The following is a 25,945-nucleotide window of genomic DNA, read 5'->3' as shown; positions in this document are numbered from 1 at the left end:
TTTTCCCCAAAAGATAAATTTCAAGCATATACAAAAAGGCTGGGAGGAAATCAGAATGGGCAGCCAGGCCTGTCTTGCGCTTACGTTCTTTCTTTTCACGTACGCATGTATCATCAGTGAGAAAATTCACCGGACCATTATTGCAATGGTTGGCGCTGTCCTGCTGATTATAACAGGCATCGTCAGCCAAGAACATGCGCTTCATTACATTGATTTTAATACACTTGGGCTGTTGATTGGCATGATGATCCTAGTAGCCATCACTTCTCAAACTGGCCTTTTTAAGTATATGGCGATTAAAGCTGCTAAATTAGCGAAGGGCAGACCCGCCGTGATTCTGATCTACCTTAGCTTGATTACAGCGCTGGCTTCCGCTTTTTTAGACAACGTAACCACTGTCTTACTGATTGTTCCTATTACTTTTAGTATCGCTCATTCCCTTAGAGTAAACCCCATTCCTTATTTGATAAGTGAAATTTTAACCGCTAATATTGGAGGCACCGCAACATTAATTGGCGACCCGCCCAATATTATGATCGGCAGTGCTGTTCCCAACCTAGACTTCATGGCTTTTCTAACAAATCTGGCTCCGATCGTTATCCTCATTATGCTCGCAACACTTGCTTTATTGTATTTCATTTTTCGTAAGCAGTTAGTGACAACTCCAGACCTGCAAGACAAAATTATGGAACTGAATGAAAAGGAAGAGCTGACCGATATCCGATTACTAGTAAAATCTTTGATTGTACTAGGTCTTACCATCACAGGCTTTGTTATTCATGATCTGCTGGGATTGGAAACAGCTTCTATCGCTTTAACAGGTGCATTCTTTTTATTATTAATAACTGGAGAAAATTATTTAGAGGATGCCTTGTCACAGATAGAATGGACAACCCTGTTTTTCTTTGTAGGGCTGTTTATTTTGGTTGGTGGATTAGTAGAAACAGGAGTAGTTGATTTACTGGCGAAGAAAGTTATGTCACTAACAGGTGGAGAGGCTATGAGCTCAGCTTTTCTGATTCTCTGGTTAAGTGCGATAGCATCAGCTTTCGTCGATAATATTCCATTTGTAGCGACGATGATACCCTTGATTAAGGGGTTAGGCCATTTGGGTATAGAAAATATAGAACCGCTTTGGTGGAGTTTATCACTTGGAGCCTGTCTAGGTGGAAATGGAACGGTGATCGGCGCTAGTGCTAACGTTATTGTGATTGGATTGGCCATGAAGGACGGTTACCGCATTACCTTTCTCGGCTTCATGAAGATCGCTTTCCCGCTCATGCTCCTTTCCATCTTGATGTCTAATCTCTACCTGTATTTAGTTTATTTCATATAAAAAAGGAGGAAGAATCATGATTACGTATACGTATAATGAAACAACCATCCGCATTGAAGAAACCCCTAACGAGAAGGATGTTACCTTTCGTGTAGAAATAAAATCGGAGGAAATGCGAGATCGTATCAAAGAATTGCGTAACTATCTAAACAACGATAAGGACTATACAGACGCATTATTTTATACCGATCAGCAAGGAGTCTTTGAAATTATCGTTCGCAATGATTACTATTTGAAATTTTTAACGGAAGCCTTCCGCTTTCATTGTCTAGAATCGCTGCATTGGAACGAGTAACAGGAATCCCAAAAAATGTATTCCGCAGTATAAAAGCCAAGTGCTTAGGAAGGAATTCCCATCGCCTTGGCTTTTATTGAAATTTATCAACTAAACCATATGAACACTTGTTTTTTTACACTACGTATCTTCTATTCCTCTGCTCGTTACGTTTTTACTTTACGCTTCCTACCTCTAATACTTGACTGGCAGCTTCTATCTTCTTTTTGGCTCTTTGTCCCTTCTGGTTTAATGGCAAATAAGGAAAGGATTACTGCCACTAAACAGATTCCCGCTACCGTCAAAAATAATAAACGATGCGAAAATGCAATTAAATAAGCAAATAAAGGCGGTCCTACGGCAACTCCAACAAACCGCGCGCTATTGTACAATGCTGTAATGGTTCCTCGCTCTGCTTTATCAAAGCGTTCCGTCAACAGAGCATCTAAACTGGGCAGCGTTGCCCCTATCCCTGCCCCACCGGCACATAAAAGAATGAGGAACAGATATAGGTTATGCGGCTGACTAAAGCTAATCCAAACCATACTGCCTAACAGGATCAACATTCCCGAAGAGGACAACCATTTCATCAACAGTTTATTTTCACCAATTACTTTCCCTGTCACATAGGATACGAAACACAGGGCAGCTAATGGTATGGCTAGCACAAGCCCCTTTTTTATGCCTTCCCACTTATATTGATCCTCTAGCACCGACGATAAATGAAAAAGCACGCCAAATAATACAAGCATGGAGATACATCCAATCGCGAATACCGCATACAGCCAACGCCCTTCTGCATGAAAAATAGCCCGAATGGACTTCTTATATTCGCCAAAGCTTTTAGATTTTTCTTTCTCTCTTGGCGCTTTCACAAAAAAAGCTACTAGTAAAAGAGAAAGTAGGCAAAAGAAAGGGGTTGCAAAAAAAGGTAAAAACCAGATCACCGAAGCTAACCAAGCACCTAATACAGGAGATAGCACTTTACCAAAGGTATTGGATGTTTCGATGAGACCTAGACCGGAGCTAACCTCCTTGTCATTCCGGTACATGTCCCCTATTAATGGCATAACAATAGGAAACGCTCCAGCTGCTCCTATTCCCTGTAACGTACGACCGAATAGGATCATCATATAAGGATTAGTCATTTTCCAAGCAACCCAGCCTGAAAGCAGTCCCCCTAAGCCAGCAATCAATAAACTCGGTATAATGATTGTTTTTCTCCCCATACGATCTGATAGAAAACCGGCTAGCGGTATAAGTAGAATGGCTACCAGAGAATACACAGTAATAAGCATACTGGCCTGCAAAGAGGAAATACCGAGTTTCTTTTCCATTATGGTCAAAACTGGAATAAGCATAGAATTACCCAGTGTCATGACTAAAGGAATGGATGCCACAGAAATAAGGTCCCATGTTTTTTTGTCTTCCATATTTATTAGCCAATAACCTTTCCAAAAGTAACAATGGAGATGATGATCATGCGGTTTTTTCCTCCCTTAGCACATACTTTTTTTACTATTCCTTTTATTAGTTTCATTATTAGAGGTAAATGTCTCCATTTTTTATTGTCTATTATAAAAAGAAAAAAGCATATGAAAACAACCGTAGTTGCTCACATGCTCTTTCTCAATCAAAAATTCGATTAAAACTCGATTTTTGCAATCTCGCTTACATCACGCAAAATAAATTCTGCATTCGCTTTTTCAAATTTCTCCCGTGCTTCCTCTCCTGTCAGCCCAGTTAAAGTAGCTGCAAACTGACAACCAATTGATCTAGCAGCCATTAAGTCAGCAACAGAATCTCCAACAACTAGCAAATTCTTGCGTTCTTCTTCTGTTAGCTGGCAGGAAAGCGCGGCGGAAACACCTTTTCCTCTCGTCAAATAACCTTGAAAGTAACAATATGGATGAGGCTTGGAGAGTGGGGCGGTTTCTGGGAATTGCTGTTCAGCTTCCAATACATGCGAGGCTGTTACAATACAATCCGGGTTAAAAAACTCTAAAATACCAAGCTCTTTTAGTGGGACATATGTTTCGATTGAAGGACGTCCTGTACCTACTCCCAAACGATACCCACGATCACGTAAGCCTTGTAGCACTTCTCTCATAACGGCTGGTTCAATAATCGGAATTTCGTCGGACAAAAATCCTCTTTTCCCTGGCTGATGGGCCGCTCTGCCTATGGAATCAGCAATCAGCCCGTCGCCCAGATACCATTCTTGGAATGTCTCCTGACATAGTTCCCACAGCGTGCTGGTACGCGCGAAAATGTTCGTTGTTATTCCGCATTTTTCATAAGCGATTTGGTTGAGATAGAGTAGCATTTCACTCTTCTCTACATTTCCTTTTGCGAAATCTGAAACAAAAGCTGCATAGTCAGGTACAAAGGAAAGTTTTGCTTCTTTCAGCAAAGCTTGAATGTTTTTAATCTCTGCTCGCCCAATCTGATTCGTTAACAGCTCACGAACTTCTTCTTCCTTCATCTCCTGTAATTTTGCAACAAGGCAAATAAGATGGTACGAAACAACTAAGTACACCATATCCCAGTTAGAGTTAATGCCTTGAGCCTTCAGAAAGGTCAGCACTTGGTCATTTGCAAAAATCTCGGTGCGGACACGTCTAATCACCTTTTCCTCAGGAGCCGGCCCAAAATCTTGCCCTTCTATTCCGAAATATTTTTCGCTAAATAGCATTTCCCAAATGGTCAGAGAAGAGGCGTCAAAATATCTCTCTTCGCTTAGAAATACACCATCCACATCAAATAAAATCGTTTTGTTCATCCCCAAAAAACACTCCATTCTCTCATCCATCTTACTCTCTATCTATGTGATGACCGGTATTGTAATGGTAAAGGTTGTTCCTTCCCTCATCTTACTTTGGACAGAAATTTTTCCGTTATGGGCTGCTACAATATTTTTTGCAATTGCTAGACCTAATCCAGTTCCAGCTCGACCACGCGTTCGAGCTTTATCTGCTTTGTAAAAACGCTCAAAGACAAATGGCAAATCCTCTTGCGGAATTCCACTGCCTGTGTCGATTACTTCAATGGTTATTTTTCCTGCATCCTCATTCTTTATACGAACAGTAATAAGTCCACCGTCAGGAATATGACGAATAGCATTGTCAATTAAATTAGTCAGTACCTGCTCCATTTTGTCCGGATCAAAAGAAATCGCGTCATAATCTGTTTGCATATCGAGCTGGATTTCGATATTACGTTCTGCCGCTCTGTTGGCAAATTTTCGTAACACACGTTCGAAATAAGGAAGAAGCTCTGTTAATTCTTCATGGAGCTCCACATGCCCTGCTTCCATACGTGCCAAGCTTAGTAATTCATTTACCAGCTTTGTCATCCTCACAGATTCATCATAAATAATCTTAGCTAGCTCCTTATGTTCCTCTGGAGTGGAAGCAATGCCATCTACAATGGCTTCACTGTAACCCTGCAGCATGGACAGAGGCGTTCTTAATTCATGCGAAATATTTGCAACAAAGTCTTGGCGTAATTTGTCCAGTTTCCGCTCTTTAGTCATGTCCCGCAGTACAGCGACAGCCCCTCGAACTTGATTGTGATCGTATAGCGGTACCATCACAACAGACCAGAAACGCCCTTGTGCTTCAAAATCTTCCATAACCTCTTGCTCTGAAAGCAACATTTTTTGATACAATTCCTGAATCGGTAAAGGACGGCCTTGATTCTCATACGCCCAGTCCCGAGTAAAATCTTCTGCCTGAGGGTTTGTTAATACGACACGCCCTTTTTGATCCAGCATGATAACGCCATCAATCATACTACGTAAAACAGTTGCCATTTGCTCCTTTTCATGCGACAGAGCGTTTACTACATTACGGAGTTTCAGTGTCATGACGTTAAAGGCAGCAGCAAGCTCACCGATTTCATCAGTAGATCGAAGCGGTATTTCCGTATTAAATTCTCCTTCAGCGATGCGTTGGGCAGATTGCTTAATCTGACGCAATGGGGAAGTAATACGCGAAGATAGAAAGAACGCGAATACCGTTGTTAAAATAAATCCAATGACACCTACAACAAAAATAAGCTGTCTGATCTCGAGATAAGTACCATTCACTTCTTGGATGGCTTGATATAAAATAAGTGCCGATTTTTGTTTTCCATCAAAAGAAAAAGGAATAGCCATAGCCAGAAACTGCGTGTGTTCAAGACTGTCTGAAGCTTTATCTCCAAAAATCAAACGATTTGGGCCAACCTGCTTTCCTGCAAAAGCATCAGCTATAGGAAATCCTCCGCTGTTTAGCAGCTTATCCAGCGTAAGGGAAGGCTGCTTTTCATCCGTCGCTTCATGAGCAAGAACGCGTTTTTGCTCATCCACAACAAGCAGACCCGTATGGTAGACTGTCAAGATTTTGGAAGCCATCTTCAGCATTTCTTTTTGATCACGCACAGTTTCCAGATCGGCTGCAACTTTTGTTCCAAGAAGAGCTAAATCAGCCGACTGCTTTTTCAGATAATAACTGCCAAAGGACTGAACGAGCAGGAGGCTGAAAATTGTAAGTACCACCGCGAATAACGCTATGATTGTCATCCAAAGCTTTCCGACAACACTTCGCAGTATATTATCCACTTATTTTGGCACCTCGAGTTTATAACCTACGCCCCAAACGGTTGAAATCATTTGAGCAGCGTCAGGAGATACTTTGTTTAGCTTTTCTCTCAGGCGTTTGATATGCGTATCCACGGTCCGCAAATCCCCGAAAAAATCATAGTGCCAAACATCTTTTAGTAATTCTTCCCGCGTAAATACTTTATCTGGAGATAATGCTAAATAATGCAACAACTCATACTCTTTTGGAGTTAGATTTACCTCAACACCATTTGCGGTGACCTTATGAGCATCATGATCAATCGTCAACTCTGGAAAAACCAGAATGGAGTGACTGGATACCGTATCCGTTTTTAAATAGGCAGTGGCAGAAGAACGACGCAAAATCGCTTTCACACGGAATACAACCTCACGCGGACTAAACGGCTTTACTACATAATCGTCTGCGCCAGCCTCGAAACCATTTACACGATTGGTCTCTTCTCCTTTCGCAGTCAGCATGATGATTGGCGTCGCTTTTTGCTCACGAATTTTTGTACAAACTTCGATTCCGTCCATACCAGGCAGCATCAGATCGAGCAAGATAATATCGTAATCTTGATTTAATGCCTTATCCAAGGCTTCTTCTCCATGCTCTGCCTCATCAATATAGTAATTCTCTCTCTCCAAATACATCTTTAGCAGGCGACGGATTCTTTCTTCGTCGTCTACGATGAGGATTCTTTCTTTCTCCACCCAGATCACCTCTGCTACAACATTGAAATTAATTGTTAAAATGAGTACAACCTACTTAATCTAAAATAGCCTATACATCTTGATAGTACAAGTAAAAAGCTGGCGTGCAACCAGCTTTTTTAACTTGTTAGCAAATTTTTAGAGTTAAGCACCTGCATAAGAGTGCAAGCCTACAATCACCAAATTTACTACAACCAGTGTTACTAATATAATAACAAACCCTAGTACTGCCATCCAAGCAGATTTTTCTCCAATCCATCCCTTCGACAGACGCAGGTGCAAATAGACACTGTAAAACAGCCATACAATCAACGCCCACGTCTCTTTCGGGTCCCAGCCCCAGAAGCGTCCCCATGCTTCATTTGCCCAGATCATAGCGAAAACAAGCGCTCCCAAAGTGAAAATCGGATATCCAATGGCAATGGCACGGTAGCTGATCTCATCAATGAGTTCTGGATCAATGTCTTCTAAAGCTGGTTGGATCGCTGCTGCAATCCGTTTCCGTAAAATCAATCGAAGCAATCCGTAAAACACAATACCTGAGAGCACAGACCAAATCATCGTATTAAATTTACGAGCTGCATCCTTCCCATGCATAAAGGTGGGCGCTTCAAATAATGGCTTGATTGGACCTTCTTTGACGATTTTATACTCTTGTGGTGCCACAATTGCCGGCAATTTATACTCGACCTGCTGCATATTTTTAACAATAGCCGGATTATTTTCGTCATAAACCGGAAACTCAAAGGTTGTTCTGAGGCTTGGTGAGGAAAAGGATGCCGAAACAACAATGAATCCAACCATCATTAAAACAACACTGATGGAAAATTCTAGCCAAAAGGTGCTTGCTGACTTTTGGATTTGTGGAATGGTGCGAATTAAGTACATGAGCCCCGCAGCAAAACCAACCGCCAAAATTCCTTCCCCAAGCGCTGCTGTCGTGACATGAATCTTTAACCAGTAGCTTTGTAACGGTGGAATAAGTGGCGTGATCTCCTTGGGGAATACACTTGCATAAGCTAGCATAATAGCTGCCAGCGGCATCGCGAAGGCACCAAGCACCCCTAATTTGTAGATGTAATAAAGCAGTAAGAATGCGGCTACAATACATATTGACAAAAAGGAGATAAATTCAAACATATTACTGGTAGGAATGCGTCCAGACGCGATCCATCTTATGATAAACTGCCCCAAATGGCCTAAAAATCCGATTACAGTGATTCCCACGCCAATCTTTGCATATCGTGCCTGGTGCGCCTTTGCATCCCTGTTAGACCAACGTTTTCCCGTGATTGCTACTGCAAATACGATCGTAGCGATCAAATACAACACAAAGGCCATCAATAATAGATTGCTACTTACCTGTATCAATCGTGAGAACCCCTTTCTTTACGCTTTCTTCTTCGATTTTTGTTTATCTTGTTCAAGAATGAGTTCCAATGGTAACTCCAACTGTTTCACCAGATTCTTAGCTTCTTGTTGTAAACCAAACCAGTTTTTATTGGTGTGACCAGCTAGATACAGCTCATGATCTGTAACATGCACCCAAATACGACGATGTTGCCAATAGAAGCCCATGACTAAGCCAATCATCGTAATAAAAGCACCGCTGTAGATTAACGGAATCATCGTATCTTTACGCACCAATAAGCCGCTTGAATCAATGATATCAGGCTTATGTACCTCTAAAATGAAGCGAGGCGATTTTGTATTTTCGATGAAACCACCAGCTACGTATGCTAATCGTTCACTCTCATTTGTGTTGGAATCAATAATTTCCAATGCAACCATCGGATTATTTGGTAAAGTCGTTTTGGTCGTTGGTAATCCATCTTTGCCCAACTCAAAATCCGGGAAATAATCCATGACACGAACAACGTAATGATTGCCTACCTTTTGTTCCTTTTTCGGCTCATACAAATCAATCTTAAACGAACCTATTCTTTTTTCCTTTACTTTTTCTTTAGCATCATATAAATCAAAATTAAGGGCACCCAGCATTTGTTCTCGACGATCCAATTGGTATAAAAGGATACCCTCGTAAGTCAGCGGATGATTAACAGTAATCGATCCTCTCTTGACCTCCGCCAATTTAGGCTCGGCCCCCGCTAGCCCTTCATTTTCATTTTTGTATAAAACGGCATCAGTCTGGTAATTCTTCGGGATTACTTGCCCTTCTTGCAAAGGAAGATCTTCAGCAAATTCATCCTTTGTATAATATTCAGTCTTATAATCCAAATTCTCAATATAGAACTCTGTTCCGGGCACTTTTACGGTTTGCCCTTCACGCACCCAAATCGTATCCTCTAAAAAGAATTGTGGGACGCCGCGCAGCAAAACACCTAACAAAAAAATAATCAGTCCAATATGATTCACATAAGGGCCCCATCTGCTAAACCTTGCTTTTTCTCCCAATAGAGAATTACCTTCCCGGTAAACGCGATAACCTTTTTTCTTATACCAGCTCCGGACTTGTTCAAGCTTTTCTTCAACGGAAAGTCCCTCAGGCAATACCGTATCAGCATGTAATTTCTGCCCTTTATAAAACGACAGGTGCTGATTCAGACGTGGTTTATTCAAAGCTTTGTACAGCGGAATGACCCGGTCTAAGCTACAAATAACCAATGATATCCCGATCATTACCAGCAAGGTAACAAACCACCAGGACCCATACATCTCATGAAAACCTAATGCATAATATACCTTGCCAAAAAAGCCGTATGTTTGTTCGTAAAACAAAGCTTTGCTTGGTTCATCCAGCAACGGGACTGGTACGTATTCCAACTGCGGCAGGATGGTGCCAATTCCTGCCATCACTAAGGTAACGATTATTATGATGATTGCGATTTTTACAGACGAAAAGAAGTTCCAGACTTTGTCCACCACCGTGGTGGAATAAGTCTGGGAACGACGCGCTGTTCCTTCATAACGCATATCAGGAAACGCTTTCTTTTCATCTAACTCTTTAACAGATTGCAAAAGAGGTATACCGCAGGATTCACACAAAAGCGTCCCCACCGGGTTGGTGTGTCCGCACTCACATTTTCTCTGATCCATGTTCGTGTCCTCGCTTACGGTTTAGTTTGTCTTCACAGGTCTAATCTTTTCTAGCCCGAAATTTATTCTTTTTTCATTCATTTCTCCAATGATGATTTCTTGAACGATGCCATCCTGATCAATATAAAACGTACTAGGCATTTTTCCGATGTTATATGCTTTTGTTACTTCTTTTTGCTTATCCATCAAAATGGGAAACGTGGTATTTACCTGACGGACAAATTGCTCAGCAGATACCTCCGACTCTCCCACGTTGACGCCTACGATTACAATGTTTTGATCCTTATTGGCTAGCCATGCTTTTTCTAAGTCGGGCATTTCATTTCTACAGGGTTCACACCAAGATCCCCAGAAATTAAGGATGACTCCCTGCCCCTTTAGATCAGCCAATGTCATCGTTTCACCATCTAAGCTTTGCAAACTGAAATTAGGCGCCTTATCCCCTTTTTTAATTTCATTTGGCTTAGCAAAGCTTGTGTACACAGCAAAAACGAGAGCAACTAACAAAACTCCCAAAATAGCAACCCGCATTGATGTTCTTTTTTGTTTATTCACATTTGTTCACCTGACTTTGTTCAGAATCATTCCAATTATTACTCATTCCTTCTTTATTATAGCTTGCCGCTATTTTAAACGAGTTGGATATTTTGAACAACTTTTGAACGATGTGCTATTCCTCACAAACGTTCGTTCGGTTTCTTTTGGACTTTTTTTAATTCATTTTGCAATCGCTCTACTTCTTCCTTTTTTAATAACCGATATGTACCGAGACCAAGATTGCCTAGTGTAAGAAAGCTAACCTGAATTCGTTGCAGGGTAATTACGGGATGTCCAATTGCTTGACACATCCTGCGCACTTGACGATTGCGGCCTTCATGAATAGTCAGCTCAATTAAGGTGCGGTTCTTCTTGACATCTCGTTCCAAAATTCTAGCTTTCCCAGGAGAGGTCATTCCGTCCTCTAGTTTAATCCCCTTAGCTAGTCGAGAGACACTTTCCGATGTAGGCATTCCTTTGACCCAAGCCCGATATACCTTATCCATCTCAAATGACGGATGAGCCAAACGATTAGCCAATTCCCCGTCGTTTGTCATAATAAGAAGACCCGATGTATCAAAATCTAAACGGCCCACTGGATAAACCCGCTGTGGAATTTGTTTAACCAGATCACGAACGGTTTTACGTCCCTCAGGATCACTCATGCTTGTAATGACTCCTGTAGGTTTGTTAAGTAAGACATAGACATGTTCTTCTTGTGCAATGGACTTATTATCAACCAGAATTTGATCGACGGAGGCATTTACCTTGGTACCAAGCTCGGTTACCACTTGTCCGTTTACTTTTACTCTACCTTGCTTAATCAGTTCTTCACAGCTGCGACGCGAGGCGACACCTGCTTGTGCCAGCACCTTCTGCAAGCGTTCTTCCATATAGACCACCCCTCACACATTCTACCTATTTCCAGCAGGTTGGACAAGAGCACGGTTGACAAAGATTGCAAATCACTCATACATGAGCAGTTTTATTCGGAAAGAAAACGTAATGAATTCTCCACTCTGGTATGATTATTAGTCTTGTCTTATAGGATTAAAAAATATGTTGTTGATTGTCTATAAAGATTGCAACAGAACATACCAACGAAAAAAGCTTGTATCACAGATTACCAGCAATCATTTGACACAAGCTTTAAAACATTCAGTTACAGATGTAGAAGCACGCTTATGCGAGACATTTTAGGAAAAAATATAGGAAACAACCACTAGTGAAGCAGCTACACCAATCAAATCTGACCATAACCCTACCTTTAATGCGTACAAGCCATTTTTGACACCCACTGCCCCAAAGTAGACGGTCAGCACATAAAAGGTTGTATCAGTGCTTCCCTGCATCGTGGAAGCGAGTCTACCAATCATTGAATCTGGTCCAAATTGGGCAATTAAATCCGTTGTGATAGCGAGTGACCCTGTACCGGACAAAGGACGCAGCAAAGCCAATGGAACAATTTCAGAGGGAATATGAAGAATGTGGAGTACAGGCTTCATCGCTCGGAGCAAAATATCTAATGCACCTGACTCTCGAAACAACGTAATGGACACCATCATCGCCACTAAATGAGGTAATATTTTGATGGTTGTTACAAGTCCTCCCTTAGCTCCTTCTACAAATGTGTCATAGACTTGCACCCTTTTATACCATCCGTAAGTTAAAACAAAGGAAATAAATACTGGAATTGCCCAAAGCGAGACGACATTGATCAGTGAGTACAAGCTATCTCCCTCCTTTAACGGGATTTGCGCTTGTAGCGCAGACGATAAACACGATCAAGCAGCAGGGCAAAAGCTGTTGCAATAAAGGAGGCGAGCAGCGTTGTTCCCACGATTTCAAACGCATTCGTTGAACCATATTGCAAGCGAATGGCGATCATCGTAGTAGGAATAAGTGTGATGCTGGCTGTATTGATGGCAAGTAAGGTGCACATAGCTGGGGTTGCGATATCTTTGTGGGGGTTTAATTTTTGTAGCTCCTCCATTGCTTTAATTCCCATAGGAGTAGCAGCATTTCCAAGCCCGAGGATGTTTGCGCTCATGTTGGAGAGAATGTAGCCAATAGCCGGATGTCCTTTAGGTATGTCGGGGAAAAGCTTTTGTACAATGGGTGATAGCCAGATTGAGATTAGCTGCAAAAGTCCAGATTTTTCGGCAATTTTCATGATCCCCATCCAGAAGATGAGGACGCTGAGAAGACCAAAACAGACCGTAACGCCTGTTTTGGCACCTTCAAATATTGATTGACTTATAATTTCCATACGTCCGTTTATGGCTGCTACGATCACACTGATTATAATTAAAAATAACCAAATAATGTTAAGCATCAGGTAATCCTCCCTTCAGCAATTGGGAGACATGCTTACAGATACCACCTGGTGTGTTGTTTTGAAAAGTATCCGTTACTTTCATTTCTCGTAGGGTAAGTGGTATTTTACCAATGAAATTTTTGCCTAAGTAGATCTCAACAAACCCAACATGCTTATTTACATCATGTTGTCCTATTTTCTTTTGAAACAGTTGAACCTTTTTACTCACATGCTGCTCTTCTCCATCTTTAAGCGGGTATGTAAAGTCAGCTAATGAAACCAACTCAACCTTTCCTTTGTCCCCCAATTTAATAGATTGAGGAGCATCCCATTTTTCGCCCTTGTGAATTAAAGAGCTTTCTTTGAACAGTTGAAAGCCATAATCGAGTAGGATAGCATGGTCATTCCAATCATCAGGTGCATTAAGCGTAACAACAGCGACTTGACGTCCATCTCGAGTCGCTGATGATGCTAAGCAACGTTTGGCAAGCTTTGTATAGCCCGTTTTGACACCATCTGCTCCGTCATAGAGGTGGAGCATTTTATTTTTATTTTGCAGCCTGCGATCCCATTTCTCGCCTTCCCAGGAAATACTTTTTACTTTCGTGGAGACAATCTGCTGAAACTGTGGATTCTGTAAGGCATAGGCGGATAATTTAGCCATGTCTACTGCAGTAGAATAGTGCTCCTTGCTATCGTCTAATCCGTGGGGGTTCATAAAATTACTTTGATCCATGCCAATGTACATAGCTTTTTCATTCATCATTGCGGCAAACCCTTCAATGGAGCCCCCTACCTGCAAAGCAATCGCAGTAGCGGCATCGTTGCCAGAACGAAGCATCAAGCCGTATAGCAATTCTTCTAGGGTCAGCTTCTCCCCTCTTTTTAAATAAATGGAGGAGCCTTCCACTCCTACGGCCTTGTCTGGCACAGTAACCACCTTTGTTATATCGGTTGCTTCTATTGCCACAATGGCTGTTAACGTCTTCGTCAGGCTGGCAATTCTCATTTTCTTGTTTCCATTTTTCTGGTACAGAATACGTCCTGATTTAACATCAATCACAGCTGCTGCTTCCGCCGAAATCTTAGGTGCCAGCGATGCCCATGCACGAGGTTGTGGGCCTAAATAGCTAACGCACAAAAGAAAAACGACGAGTACGCCGATTATTCGTTGGTATCTCATAGTGTCCTCCTCATGCTTGGTTTACAATGGGTTTGTACCAAGTATATGGAGACAAGACCTATGATATACCCCAATCTTAATCGGGTCCTAGTCGTTTCCAGCAGATTCCTTTCCGCGAAACAATTGAGCCATTTCCTCATCCTGCTGATCAAATGAAAAATCAACTGGCGGTTCTGGTAAATCTGCAATTCCTTTCAAGCCAAAATACTCTAGAAATTCTTTAGTTGTGCCATATAGAATCGGTCGTCCGATCCCCTCTGCACGTCCCATTTCTTTAATCAATAGCTTTGATGTCAGGGTATGTAACGCTTTTTCGCATTTAACTCCGCGAATCTCCTCTATCTCAGAGCGAGTAATCGGCTGGCGATACGCGATGATAGCTAAGGTTTCCAGTGCCGCTTGCGATAAAGACGAGTGGGTAGGGGAAGTAGCCAGCTTTTCAAAATATATCATGTGTTCGGGCAAGGTAGTCAATTGATAAGCTTTCGCCACTTCAACTAGCTGAATGCCTCTTTTCGATCGGTAAAAGTCCGCCTTCATATCTTCTAGTAGATCAACGACTACCTCCTCAGAGACCTCAATGATTTCCGCAATCTGCTTTGCATCTATCCCCTCGTCACCGGAGATAAATAAAAGCCCCTCTATCACCGATTTTAATTTATCATAATCCATGTTCCGTTTCTCCCTTTCCCTCACTGATCAAGATGTCCGTAAATAATTGATTTTGAACACACGTGATAACCTTTCCCTTCATCAATTCCAGTAAGGCAAGGAACGTTGTTACAATCTCAGTACGAGTAACATTTGTGATAAACAATTGAGAGAAGCGAACATGCCCTCCTCCAACCTTAATGAGCTGACGAATCTCTTTCATCCGATCCTTTATGGAGATTTCATCCCGTGAAACCTTGGCTACAGGCTCTTTTGTTTGTAATCTAGCAAACAATTTTTCTAAAGCGTGAAGCATGTCAAATAGGGTTACATCGGCGACTCCGGGCTCTTCCTCACGCACATATGGCGTTAAGTCTTCAGCCGGTCGAGTAAATACCTGACTACGCCCTGTCTCCATTTCGCGTAGTTGTTCGGCCACGCGTTTGAATTTTTTATATTCCAATAAGCGTTGTACCAGTTCATCGCGAGGATCTTCCTCTTCACCATAATCATCGTGCAATGGTTCAAAATGTAGCTCCTCTTTTTTCGGAAGCAGCGTTTTGCTTTTGATGGCCAACAAAGTAGCAGCCATGACTACGAACTCACTAGCTACATCCAATTGAAGCTCACGCATCGTATGAATGGTATCCAAATACTGTTCGGTAATCACAGCTATGGGTATATCATAAATATCCACCTCTGCCTTGTCGATCAAATGCAAAAGCAAATCGAGCGGCCCTTCAAACGAATCCAATTTAATACTATATGACAACGCTAATCCCGCCTTACTTCATTGCAATCATGTTATAAAAAAAGCTGAATAACCACATATCGGGTCGTGCTCTCAATCCAGGACAATACTATGTTGAGCGGTACGCTTAGCAATCCTCGCAACGGTGGCAAGAATACGATTAACAATAGCAGCCATGGTCCATACAGATCTAATTTATCAAAAAATCCGCTGCATTTTTGAGGCAAAATGTAGCGCAGGATTTTAGAACCGTCTAATGGAGCTATGGGAAGCATGTTAAACACTAACATAGCGCAGTTAATCAAAATACAGTACTGTAAGGTTAAGGAAACAGCTTCTATCCCTTTGGCAGGCCATGAAGCCATCAAATCTACCCAGAATGGGGTCTGAATATAAAACCATAAAAACGAAAAGAAAAATGCTAATACTAGGTTTATGAACGGTCCTGCTGCTGCAACATACACAATTCCCAAGCGTTTATTCCCTCTAAAATTATATGGATTAAACGGTACAGGTCTGGCCCATCCAAATGGTCCAAACAAAATCATCAGGAGCCCGAATGGATCAAGATGCGGAATTGGATTAAGTGTTAAACGCCCCTCATTTTTCGCTGTGTTATCACCTAAGCGATAGGCAATAAACGCATGTGCCCATTCATGCATGGAAAAGGCTATCACGAACGCAATAACCCGGAATGGGAGCGTGTTTAGGTCAAAGTGAAATAAGCCCATGGAGCCCTCCTTCATTCTCTCTTGCACATTCCTTTATGGCAGGTCGCTTGTGCAAAAATACACTGTTTCATTAGAATAACAGCCTTAAGAGAATGACACAAGCCCAAGCAGTTTCAATTAAATTATTGTGTTTTTTATTCCGCTTTATCTTGTAGGTCATTAGCGACCGCTTCTGTTTGAGAATCGTCTTCCTTTGCAGATTCACTAGAAGTGCCTTCTTCGTTTTTTTCTCCTACCTCTGCTTGTGCTGTTGCTGCTGCACTAGCCCCCTGCTTTTTTACCTTTTGAGTATTCTCATCTTCAGCCTCTAATTCTTTGAGTGCACGCTTGTATTTTTCTATGCGGGCCAAATCATCCTCTGTAGGTTCGGCTATTCGAGTTAAATCCAAATTATCCTTGATATCTGCAATCTTTACAGCTCGCGCCAATTGATTTTGTTTCACCCTTTTAATGTAGCTGTCATATTCCTCTTTTGGATTTTTAGTAAGAATCACAACAGCCTCCACAACTTCCTTTGGAAACCCTGCTACTCGCAAATCCTCTGCAGTCACATCAGTATCCTCTAATACATCATGTAAGACAGCAACGGCTCTCGCTTCGTCCGAAGGCATGTACATCATAACGCGCAAGGGATGTAGTATGTACGGCTGTCCCCCTTTATCTTGTTGATTGGCATGTGCTTTTGTTGCTAATAGAACAGCTTCTACAGCCATATTCATGTGTAACTCCTCCTAAATACCTTCTTTAATTAGATGAAATCCATGATTACAAAAATCATACCTGCTTCTCATATTTCTACCCAAAGAGCCGTATTTGGCTGTATTTAGCATTATACTGGCGCAATTGTAGGGATAGGTTAAGTCAGCTTCGCTCAGACCATGAGAAGCTATATTATCAAGAGAGGTTGCTGTTTACCATGTTTTACCATAACGTGAAATAACGATATACTTATTACCAATCTAACAATAAAGGAGTTGGGAAGACCCCCATGGCACTAACGAGTACAGACCGCAGGAAATTAATGCTAGAGAACGACCTTCACTCCCTCATTATGTTGGAGAATTCGCAAGGTCTAAACACTTATGAAAGCATCCTTCTAAAAAAACTAATTAAAGAATACCACGAGATGAATTACGAGTGCACCAAATAAGAAATGAATACCGATGATTGCGATACATTCGGCAAAAAAAGAGGAGGGCTGTCCCTCTCTTTTTTGCTGTATGCATTTCTATTTTTACTAGCAATATTTCAGCAAAAATTCATAACTTTCCATTTTTTGGATTTATGCTATGATAGAGTCGAGATTATTATAGGAGGAATGTTCTATGAAAAAAGCACTACTATTCTTTCTGTTTATAGCTATGCTAGCTGTTCCTTTCCAACAAACCTCAGCACATCCTGGTCGTACAGACAAGAACGGTGGGCATACCTGCCGCACCAACTGTGAAAAATGGGGCCTTTCTTATGGAGAATACCATTACCATAATGGTGGTAGCTCCAGTTCATCCAAAGGTACATCTCCTGCCAAAGTTAAAGCACCTGCCAAAGCTAAAGCACCTGGTAAAAGCACTGCTCCAACCGCGAAGCCTGCTGTCAAAGCCCCAGTCGTCCAGAAAAAAACCATCGTTGCAGTCGATCAAGCACCTGTCTATAGTGCTCCAGCAACCTCTGCTTCTGTATCTACAACCCTATGGTATGGCTATGAGGTAAAGGATAAAGGCGGTTCAACTCATTTTGCCTCCCTTGAGCAAGGCTATCTCTCTAGAACGCTGTTAACCCAATATACTGTGATTAGCCCAAAAAAAGTAAGCATCCAAGCAGATAAAGGTTATTTCTATGCAACACCATCAACTAAAAGTAAAGCCCGTGGTTCAGCCCCTCTTCATGCTGAAGTGTCCGTTGTCGGAGAAAATCAGACTTGGTACTACGGCTCCAGTAAAGACGCAAATGGCAACGTGGTTGTCGGTTTTATCTCCAAAAATGTAGCCTACTAATCTCTGTTATAGATTTAACCTAGGTATACCTGGATGCCTGATGATGAACCCTGTTGTCTAGTACATAATTATTCTGATTTTGTAAAGGAAGAGACTCACTTTCTGCTTGAACTAGTAAAAAGTGAGTCTCTTTGTTATGAATTACGAAACGAATGCATCATCTGCTCACACGCTAACTGGGCGCTTCATTTGTCCTGCATCCATCTTAATCACCTTATCCGCGATGTGGAAGTATTGATCATCATGTGTAATGGCAATAATACATTTCCCTTTTTGCTTCATGTCTGGCAATAATACTTGGTAGAAAAAGCGCCGATATTCAGGATCTTGGTCAGCAGCCCATTCATCAAAAAGGCAAATGGGCCGATCTTCCAGATAGGTAATGAAAAGAGCAAGACGTTTTTTTTGTCCCGTTGAAAGCTTGGTTGTACTGAAAACCCCATTTTCCACTTTCACCTTATCCTGTAGCTCTAAGACCTCTAGATAACGCTCAATCTCTTTTTCACTTTTCTTAAAATCAATTCCATAAAGGCGATCAAACAAGTGAAAATCGCCAAAAATGGCAGAGTAATATTGATTCAATTGAGCATGCGAGACCTTGCTGCCATTGATAGAAATTTCCCCTTTTACCGGAGCATACAGACCGGTTAGTAGCTTCGCGAGCGTCGACTTACCACTTCCATTTCCGCCTGTAATAAAAATAATTTCTCCAGATGCAAATTCAAAATTAATCGGGCCAACGCTAAAGCCTCGCTCCTCTTGAGCTTTATAATCGTATGAAACATCCGTTACGATCATCCGAACCGGTTGCTTGATGTTCTCCGGCAATATCACCTTATCTTGCTCTTTGTCCTTCGCTAACGCCAGTTCTTGGATCATGTTAGTGATACGTTTCCAGCTAATACGAATCATTACAATTTGGGGGAGTCCATTTAATAAACCATTGACAGGGCCGGTCATATACAAGAAAACAAAAACATAGTTCCGCAGCATATCAACATCCATTTGTTTAAATATCTCAGGAAAGATGAATACGACACAACCAATGACAATAATAAACAGTAATTCTCCAATAATAAATACGTTGGCAAATTTAAGATCGCCCTCAGCACGCTTGTCCCGATATTCCGCACAGCTTTCCTGAACGGCAAGATGAAATTCTTCACGTTTCCTTCTATGCAAGGTCAGTTCTTTAAATCCACTAGTCATATCGCTGATAAATTTGAAGAAAACATTCTGAATATCACGTGTTTTCTCCCACAGTTTATTTGCCTTCTCCCCAATCAAATAATAGATCGCTGCAACAAGCCCGATGATCAGAGCGGAAAGTACAAATGCATAAAAATTCATGACTCCTAGATAAATAAAGCAACACACTAAAGTGATTAGATTAGTCACACAAGTGATAATAATATTGATTGCTCGACTAATAACCTCTGTATCATTGTTTAGTGTAGCCTGAATACGTCCATGCTCTATTTGTTCTAAACTGCTAAAGCTAGTTTGAAGCATTTTCTCAACCAATTCCATCCGTTTTTCATAAACTAACTGATTGGTTAATGTCACAAGACGTGAACGAAGTATCTTTTGGCTTACAACATACATAAAAATCCCGATGATAAAATAAAACAATAAACCGTTAACCAAATTATTCGTTCTTACGAAGGCTTCATTTACAATGAAGATAATAAAGGCGTTTCCAAAACCGCTAACAATGCTTAGAACGATCAAGGAAAAATAAATGTTTTCCTGTTTTTTTTTAGAGAACAAGAGAAGTAATGAATAAAATAAATAGAGAACAAATGCTATTGCAACACCATATACAGCCAGCATAATCGTCTCTGGAATCCACACTTTAATAAATTCCCAAGTTAATTCCATAAATAGCAGGTTCGGCAAATAAAAAATGGTTAACGAAAATATGCATAACAACAACAGATGGAACGGTAGGCCTACAATTACATTCTTTTTTGTCACTTGAAGCTTTCGTTGCTTTTTCCCTAATTCAAGAAAGATACGGCCTAGTAAAAAAAGAATTGCTAAAGAAACCGGAGCAACTACACAAATAATGGAAAAAGCCAGCTGGTCGAGCTTTTTATTCAGGTCGGAATGAATGGGAGGTGCCTCTTTATCGAGAAGCATATTCATGATGCCCTGCCCGATATTAACTGTATAGTTACTATTCATATTGGCTAATACAGCTACTCCGATTTGTTCAGTTGGACGTATTACTATAAACGAGCTAAACGTTGGATTGCTTCCAGAGTGGGAAATCTCACCGTCTCCACTTTGATAAACCTCCCAGCCCGCTGCATATGATGACCCATTACTGCTAGGTTTTACCTTACGATCTGGCTCATGAGATGCTTTTATTAAATCAAGATTAAAACTACCTGTGCCAGTTGCCCCTATTTGTATTTTCATCCACCGAGCCATGTCTACTCCATTGCTTATGAGATAGCCTGCTGGCGTATTTCCCCGGAAACTGGGCGGATTGTAATGTTGAGGCTCCGTGAACCCTATCTTGTAGCCTGTGGCCTTTTGAGTCTGATCAGCATTTTGCTCACCAACATATGTATGTGAAAGCTCCAGAGGATGTAAGATATTTTGTTTGATATAGGTTTCAAATGATTGCTTAGAGACCTTTTCTATTACCAATCCTAACACATCATAATTGATAGTCGCATATTCATACTTTGTACCAGGTTCACGATTCAGTTCCTGTGAAAGCAATGTTCGCACCGTTTTTTCAAGTGCATCCTCTTCATTACCTTCTGGAAGAAAACCTATCGATTTGACCGGAACTCCACTTGTATGATAAAGGAATTGTCTGATCGTAATTGGTTGAATCTTTCCCTTATAGGAAAGATTCAACCAAGGAAGATACTTTGTTACCGGGTCATTCAAATCAATTAACCCTTTATCAGCTAATTCTAAGATGGCAAGACCGGTAAAAGCCTTGCTATTCGATCCCAGTTCAAACAACGTTTCATTTGTAACAGGCTTATTGCTCAGAATATCTGCGTAGCCAAAACCCTTCTGATATATGGTTTTGTCTTTTTCCACGATGATGACCTGTAGACCAGGAATTTCAGCCGTATTCATTTGTTTTGTAATGAACTCCTCAATCTGCTCTAATCTTTGTGATGACAGAGAAAGAGTAGCTGCACTGGTTTGAGTAACTGGATACATTAAGAGAATAAAGGAAAGCACCCATGTCAGAAAAATGGGGAAGCTTAACAATTTTTTCATGTTCATCTGTTTCGTTTCCTTTCTTATCCGAATAAATCATCAAGATCATCTTGTGTGAGAGTAACAGTAGTAAAATCAGAAGGGGTAAAATCTCGTATCTCTTCTGACTGACAGCAATGCTTGAGAATATCGTTTGTGCTCATGATGATATTATCCAGAAATTCTTTCATGGCTACTTGCTGATAGTTGCTCCGATTGTAGGTAAGAGCAACATGTAATTTTTTCTCTTTGATCATGGCATTAATTTCTATGAGGTATGTCATTGGATTCTCTAAGGAGATATCTGTTCCCGTATTCTCATGTGCTAAAGTAAGGTACTGGTTGTCCACTTGATTGTCCACCTCGCCCAAAAAGTTAAAGCGAATTCGCTTTTCTGAAGGCTGGGTAAGAGCACCTGTCAAATAGGTAAGAACTCCAAAATCGATGCCTTTATTAGGCACAGTTCTGATCTGTTCCTTGAGGTCTTTTATTACCTGAGCAATATCCCCCTGAGGGAGCTGCAATCTGACGGGATACATTGACGTAAACCATCCAATAGTACGCGATACATCGAGATCAGAAAACAACTGTTCTCTTCCATGCCCCTCCAGCTCAAGCACGATGTTTGTTTCATTCATTGCGGATTTGATTGCCAAGCATACTCCCATGATGATGAGCTCATGTGCATGTGTTTGATATGCTCTGTTGGCGCTGCGCAGCAATTGCTCCGTTGACTCTATGCTAAACTCAGCATGCAGTGTTTCACCATTTTGCAAGGATTCCTTTGCTTCATTTTTTGCTTTATTTTGCAATACCGGAACCCCGAGAGCTTTCTTCCAGTATTGCTCATAGCTTACTGCTCCTGTTTTACTATAAGCCTCCAGCTCCTCCGCCCATTTTTGAAACGAATGAGTTTTTGCTGGTAAATGCAAATCACGTCCTTCTTCTATACAGCCGAAAAGAACTCCCATATCTTCTAATAAAATCCGCCACGAAACCCCATCAACTACTAAGTGATGTGCCGTGAGCAACAACCTTGTCTGCCCTTCATCTAACTGGAACAATACTGCCTTTAGCAATAATCCCTCTTCTAGATCTAGACTGCTTTTCACCTGCTCACCCATTTGTTTCATTTTTTCGAGCTGTTGATCAATAGGCATTCCCATCAAATTAACGGTTTGAACATCCACTGGATTAGCTAAATGCTTCTGATTATAGTAGAGGACTTCTGCCTTCCCATCATAGTTCAGTCGCAAAGTATCATGATGATGGACAATTTTAGTGAGTACTTTACTTATTTGTTCCGTTGAAAATGTCTTTTTTAGTTGAAGCAGAACAGATTGATTCCAATGCTCGGGTTTAATTAGATTCTGTGAGAAAAACCATGCGGTGATTGGTGTCGGTTTAATTGTACCGCTCATCACAGTTTGGGGAGCCACAGGCTGTTGGTTCAGTTCAATTGCTGCTGCAAGCTCATGTATCACTGGGAAAGTCATGATATCTTTCACGGTTGCACACAGATTCATCTGGTTTAACTTACTAACAACCTGAATCGCTTTTATCGAATCTCCACCAAGAAAATAGAAATTAGAATCTACTGTAATTTCATTTGTCTGCAGTACTTCTTTCATGATTTTCATTACGATTTCTTCTGTATCGTTTGCCGGTTTATTTCCTGCTTGATTAGCACGATTTGTAGCAAGCGGATCGGGAAGCTGATTGCGGTCAATTTTTCCATTTGAGGTTAAAGGAAATTTATCAACCGTAACAAAATACGTTGGAATCATATAGGAAGGGAGCTTGCTTGCTAGCTTTAAACGCATCTCAACGATGGAAATATCTTTATCTGCAATCAAATATGCACACAGATATTTATGCCCGTTCTCCTCTAATCGATCAATGACCACAGCCTCTTTTACAGATGCGAAACTAGTTAAGCAGTTCTCAATTTCCCCTAATTCAATCCGATATCCTTTTAGCTTTACCTGATCATCAATTCTTCCTGCATACTCTATTTCTTGTGAAGGCAGCATTCGGGCAAGGTCACCCGTCTTGTACAGACGATATCCCTGCTTAAAGGGATTGTCTAAGAAACGCTCCTTCATTAAATCCTCTCTAGCCAAATATCCTCTAGCAACTCCATCACCAGAAATATACAACTCTCCTGTAACACCATCAGGTACAGGCTGTAAATCATCATTGAGCAGGTAGATTTGTACGTTATGGATTGGACGACCAATTGGCACCGAACCCATTCGATCTATCTGCGGATTATATTCATAGATCATGCAACCCACTACTGTTTCTGTCGGACCGTACTCATTGTAAATGCAGATATCTCCGCTGAAGCTTTCGTAGGTTTTAGCAGCAAGTGTTGCCTTCAGGTCTTCTCCACCAACGATAAGCCGTTTGATGACGGAATTGTGATTATCCCTGCTGCTAATTAAAGCAAGATGTGCTGGTGTGAGTTTAAGAATATTGACACGATTCTCGCGAAGTATTGTATCTAGTACAAATTCAGAGCCATTCTCGACATATACAATCACCTGATTTCCATTTAAAAGCGGAGCGAAAATAGAAGTAACCGTTAAATCAAAGGCTACGGAAGAATAGAGGGCGAAGGTTTCATCTTGAGTTTGTATGTACTTTTGTTTTGCCCAGTGGATGTAATTGACCAATCCTCTGTGTTCAATCAATGTTCCTTTTGGTTTTCCTGTAGAGCCAGAGGTATAAATCGCATACACCAAGTCACTTACTTGATTAAGGATTGCAAGGTTTTGCGATTCTGAAGAATAGTTTTCTGGATCATCAAGACGGATAACCTCTCCCTTGAAGCCTTCAATATTTACATCTTCATTTGATAATAAAAGCTTGGCCTGACTATCCTGCAAAATATATGAAACACGATCAAGCGGAATATCAGGGTCGATCGGCACGTATGCCCCTCCTGCTTTTAAAACCGCCCAGATGCCCACAATCATCTCATACGAATGCCTCATATAAATACCAACCAATTGATCTGGCGTTGCACCTTTTGCACGAAGTGTGCGTGCTAATCTGTTGGCTTGTTCATTTAACTGACGATAGGTGAAGGTGTTATTTTGAAAACATACAGCCACACGATCAGGCGTTAATGCTACCTGTTCCTCAAAAAGCTGATGTATCAGCTTATCTTTTGGATAAAACGCATCTGTTTGATTTCGACCATACAAATGATCATGTTTTTCTTGAAGGCTTAAAAGAGAAACCTCCTTGATCGACTTCTCTGGTTGTTCTAAGAGCTGTTCAAGCATGTACATCAGTCGATTGTGGATTTCTTCTATTTTTTCATTTGTATAATCACTGGTTTTGTAATCGTAAAATAAGGTAATTTTGCTCTTACTCGACCATTCTTTTATGACTAGCTGCAATGAATAAGCCTGATACCCGCTATAAAACTCCAGATTATCTAAACGAATCCCTTCCAGCTCATTAACTAGTCTTGTTCCATAATAATTCACACAAAGTTGAAAGAGGCTGTCATAGCCTTTTTTCTTCAGCTCCAAGTCGCTAATCAAAAGATCATACGGATATTTTTGATGAAAAAAATTACTTAGCATTTCATTATGAATCCGTTTAGATAAGCCTACTAATGTCTCCGTATCCTCTAGCACCATGCGAAATGGCATGGTGCTCGTAAACATTCCAAAGATATTTTTTTCTTTATTTCCCGAACGATTAAGTACGGGGATGCCGAGTATTTGATCATGATTTTGTTGCGTTTTGTACTGATAGAGTAAAACGAGCATGATAAACAGGGAATTTAGCGATAGATTATGACTAGCAGCAAACGTATTTATACGAGCTGACAGGTCTTGATCAAGCTCAATACTCTTTCTCTTTCCTTCTACCTGATCTGAGCTTTTATTCAAAAAGCTGTCGGGGAGCGAATGGAATTTTTCATTCCAATATTTCTTATTCTTTTCAAAACGTGAGGAAGTTAAATACTTGTCCTCTTGCTGCAAAAAATCTACGTATGAGTACTCAACCTCTTCCGATAAATCTTGACCATTTTTTATTTTTAGATAAATACTGCTGATTTGATTTGTCATAATATTGATAGACCAGCCATCAGCAATAATATGATGTAACTTAACAAAATATCCAGTATATTTCTCATGAGCTCGAAAAGTAGCAAAAGAAAATAACGGACGATCAACTAGAACAAAGGGCTGTTTAAACTCAGTATCAGCCCATTTCAGCACCTCTTCTTCGGCATGCTCCGAATGACTAAAATCATAGAAAGGTACTTCAATATCATCCAGCTCTACAATGTATTGATTTACATCACTCTCATTTTCATGCATATGCAGCCTTAACCCATCATGCTTTTTTATAAAAATCTTGATAGCCTGAGTAAGACAAGCAATATCAACAGAGCCATTCATTTGAACGATTCCCCCGATATTGTACATGGAGGTGTGAGGATAAGTTTTTTCTATGTACCAGATTCGTTTTTGGGGATGCGAAAGCGGATAGTATTCATTCGTAACGGTCAAAATAATCACCCTCACCTTCAGTATTTAT

Annotated in this window: 20 protein-coding genes; 3 read left to right on the top strand and 17 right to left on the bottom strand. The window is 40.9% G+C overall.

Annotated features, from left to right (window positions below; all coding sequences use genetic code 11):
* Positions 1-55: 55 nt before the first annotated feature.
* On the top strand, positions 56-1,336 hold the full coding sequence (locus tag QZ995_RS02320) for an ArsB/NhaD family transporter (RefSeq protein WP_301802518.1): 1,281 nt from the start codon (positions 56-58) through the stop codon (positions 1,334-1,336).
* A gap of 16 nt (positions 1,337-1,352) precedes the next feature.
* A complete protein-coding gene (locus tag QZ995_RS02315; RefSeq protein WP_301802515.1) occupies positions 1,353-1,631 on the top strand; it encodes a hypothetical protein in 279 nt (92 codons plus the stop codon).
* A 146-nt stretch (positions 1,632-1,777) separates the two neighbouring features.
* On the opposite strand, the gene QZ995_RS02310 is transcribed toward QZ995_RS02315, so the two are convergent.
* From QZ995_RS02310 to QZ995_RS02240, 15 genes are all read right to left on the bottom strand, one after another.
* The gene (locus QZ995_RS02310; protein ID WP_301802513.1) at positions 1,778-3,043 is read right to left on the bottom strand and encodes an MFS transporter; all 1,266 of its coding nucleotides are present in this window, start codon (positions 3,041-3,043) and stop codon (positions 1,778-1,780) included.
* 212 nt (positions 3,044-3,255) lie between these two features.
* Complete coding sequence (locus QZ995_RS02305) at positions 3,256-4,392, bottom strand: HAD family hydrolase (RefSeq protein WP_301802511.1); 1,137 nt, start codon at positions 4,390-4,392, stop codon at positions 3,256-3,258.
* Positions 4,393-4,434: 42 nt separating this feature from the next.
* Positions 4,435-6,213, bottom strand: a complete 1,779-nt coding sequence (locus tag QZ995_RS02300) for an ATP-binding protein (RefSeq protein ID WP_301802510.1) — start codon at positions 6,211-6,213, stop codon at positions 4,435-4,437.
* On the bottom strand, positions 6,214-6,927 hold the full coding sequence (locus QZ995_RS02295) for a response regulator transcription factor (RefSeq protein ID WP_031414445.1): 714 nt from the start codon (positions 6,925-6,927) through the stop codon (positions 6,214-6,216). It abuts the gene before it with no gap.
* A gap of 144 nt (positions 6,928-7,071) precedes the next feature.
* Positions 7,072-8,298: a c-type cytochrome biogenesis protein CcsB gene (ccsB, locus tag QZ995_RS02290; RefSeq protein ID WP_301802502.1), complete on the bottom strand. Its 1,227-nt coding sequence runs from the start codon at positions 8,296-8,298 to the stop codon at positions 7,072-7,074.
* A gap of 18 nt (positions 8,299-8,316) precedes the next feature.
* Positions 8,317-9,984, bottom strand: coding sequence for a cytochrome c biogenesis protein ResB (gene resB / locus QZ995_RS02285; protein ID WP_301802500.1), 1,668 nt, complete (start codon positions 9,982-9,984; stop codon positions 8,317-8,319).
* A 21-nt stretch (positions 9,985-10,005) separates the two neighbouring features.
* Positions 10,006-10,539, bottom strand: a complete 534-nt coding sequence (resA, locus tag QZ995_RS02280) for a thiol-disulfide oxidoreductase ResA (protein WP_301802499.1) — start codon at positions 10,537-10,539, stop codon at positions 10,006-10,008.
* Positions 10,540-10,661: 122 nt separating this feature from the next.
* A complete protein-coding gene (locus QZ995_RS02275; RefSeq protein WP_301802498.1) occupies positions 10,662-11,414 on the bottom strand; it encodes a pseudouridine synthase in 753 nt (250 codons plus the stop codon).
* A 303-nt stretch (positions 11,415-11,717) separates the two neighbouring features.
* Positions 11,718-12,251, bottom strand: a complete 534-nt coding sequence (locus QZ995_RS02270; RefSeq protein ID WP_301802497.1) for a spore maturation protein — start codon at positions 12,249-12,251, stop codon at positions 11,718-11,720.
* Positions 12,252-12,265: 14 nt separating this feature from the next.
* Positions 12,266-12,856, bottom strand: coding sequence for a nucleoside recognition domain-containing protein (locus QZ995_RS02265; protein ID WP_301802495.1), 591 nt, complete (start codon positions 12,854-12,856; stop codon positions 12,266-12,268).
* Positions 12,849-14,021, bottom strand: a complete 1,173-nt coding sequence (locus QZ995_RS02260; RefSeq protein WP_301802491.1) for a D-alanyl-D-alanine carboxypeptidase family protein — start codon at positions 14,019-14,021, stop codon at positions 12,849-12,851. The genes QZ995_RS02265 and QZ995_RS02260 overlap by 8 nt, the downstream gene beginning before the upstream one ends.
* 87 nt (positions 14,022-14,108) lie before the next feature.
* Positions 14,109-14,693 carry an SMC-Scp complex subunit ScpB gene (gene scpB / locus QZ995_RS02255; RefSeq protein ID WP_301802488.1) on the bottom strand — a complete coding sequence of 195 codons (585 nt, stop codon included), beginning with the start codon at positions 14,691-14,693 and terminating at the stop codon, positions 14,109-14,111.
* On the bottom strand, positions 14,683-15,444 hold the full coding sequence (locus tag QZ995_RS02250; RefSeq protein WP_301802486.1) for a segregation and condensation protein A: 762 nt from the start codon (positions 15,442-15,444) through the stop codon (positions 14,683-14,685). Before QZ995_RS02250 ends, scpB begins: the two co-directional genes overlap by 11 nt.
* A 32-nt stretch (positions 15,445-15,476) precedes the next feature.
* Positions 15,477-16,154 carry a site-2 protease family protein gene (locus QZ995_RS02245; RefSeq protein ID WP_301802484.1) on the bottom strand — a complete coding sequence of 226 codons (678 nt, stop codon included), beginning with the start codon at positions 16,152-16,154 and terminating at the stop codon, positions 15,477-15,479.
* A 134-nt stretch (positions 16,155-16,288) separates the two neighbouring features.
* Entirely contained in the window at positions 16,289-16,873 is a 585-nt protein-coding gene (locus tag QZ995_RS02240; protein WP_301802482.1) for a guanosine-3',5'-bis(diphosphate) 3'-pyrophosphohydrolase, read from the bottom strand.
* Between the two features lie 606 nt (positions 16,874-17,479).
* Here QZ995_RS02240 and QZ995_RS02235 point away from each other — a divergent pair.
* A complete protein-coding gene (locus tag QZ995_RS02235; protein ID WP_301802479.1) occupies positions 17,480-18,148 on the top strand; it encodes a YHYH domain-containing protein in 669 nt (222 codons plus the stop codon).
* Between the two features lie 165 nt (positions 18,149-18,313).
* Here QZ995_RS02235 and QZ995_RS02230 read toward each other — a convergent pair whose 3' ends face one another.
* Positions 18,314-21,406: a cyclic peptide export ABC transporter gene (locus QZ995_RS02230; RefSeq protein ID WP_301802475.1), complete on the bottom strand. Its 3,093-nt coding sequence runs from the start codon at positions 21,404-21,406 to the stop codon at positions 18,314-18,316.
* 17 nt (positions 21,407-21,423) lie between these two features.
* On the bottom strand, positions 21,424-25,926 hold the full coding sequence (locus QZ995_RS02225; RefSeq protein ID WP_301802473.1) for an amino acid adenylation domain-containing protein: 4,503 nt from the start codon (positions 25,924-25,926) through the stop codon (positions 21,424-21,426).
* Between the last annotated feature and the right edge of the window lie 19 nt (positions 25,927-25,945).

The organism is Brevibacillus laterosporus (genome assembly GCF_030489605.1).
Lineage (GTDB): Bacteria > Bacillota > Bacilli > Brevibacillales > Brevibacillaceae > Brevibacillus_B > Brevibacillus_B laterosporus_E.
The sequence above is the reverse complement of the archived record's forward strand: the minus strand, read 5'-3'. Positions and strand labels throughout refer to the sequence as shown.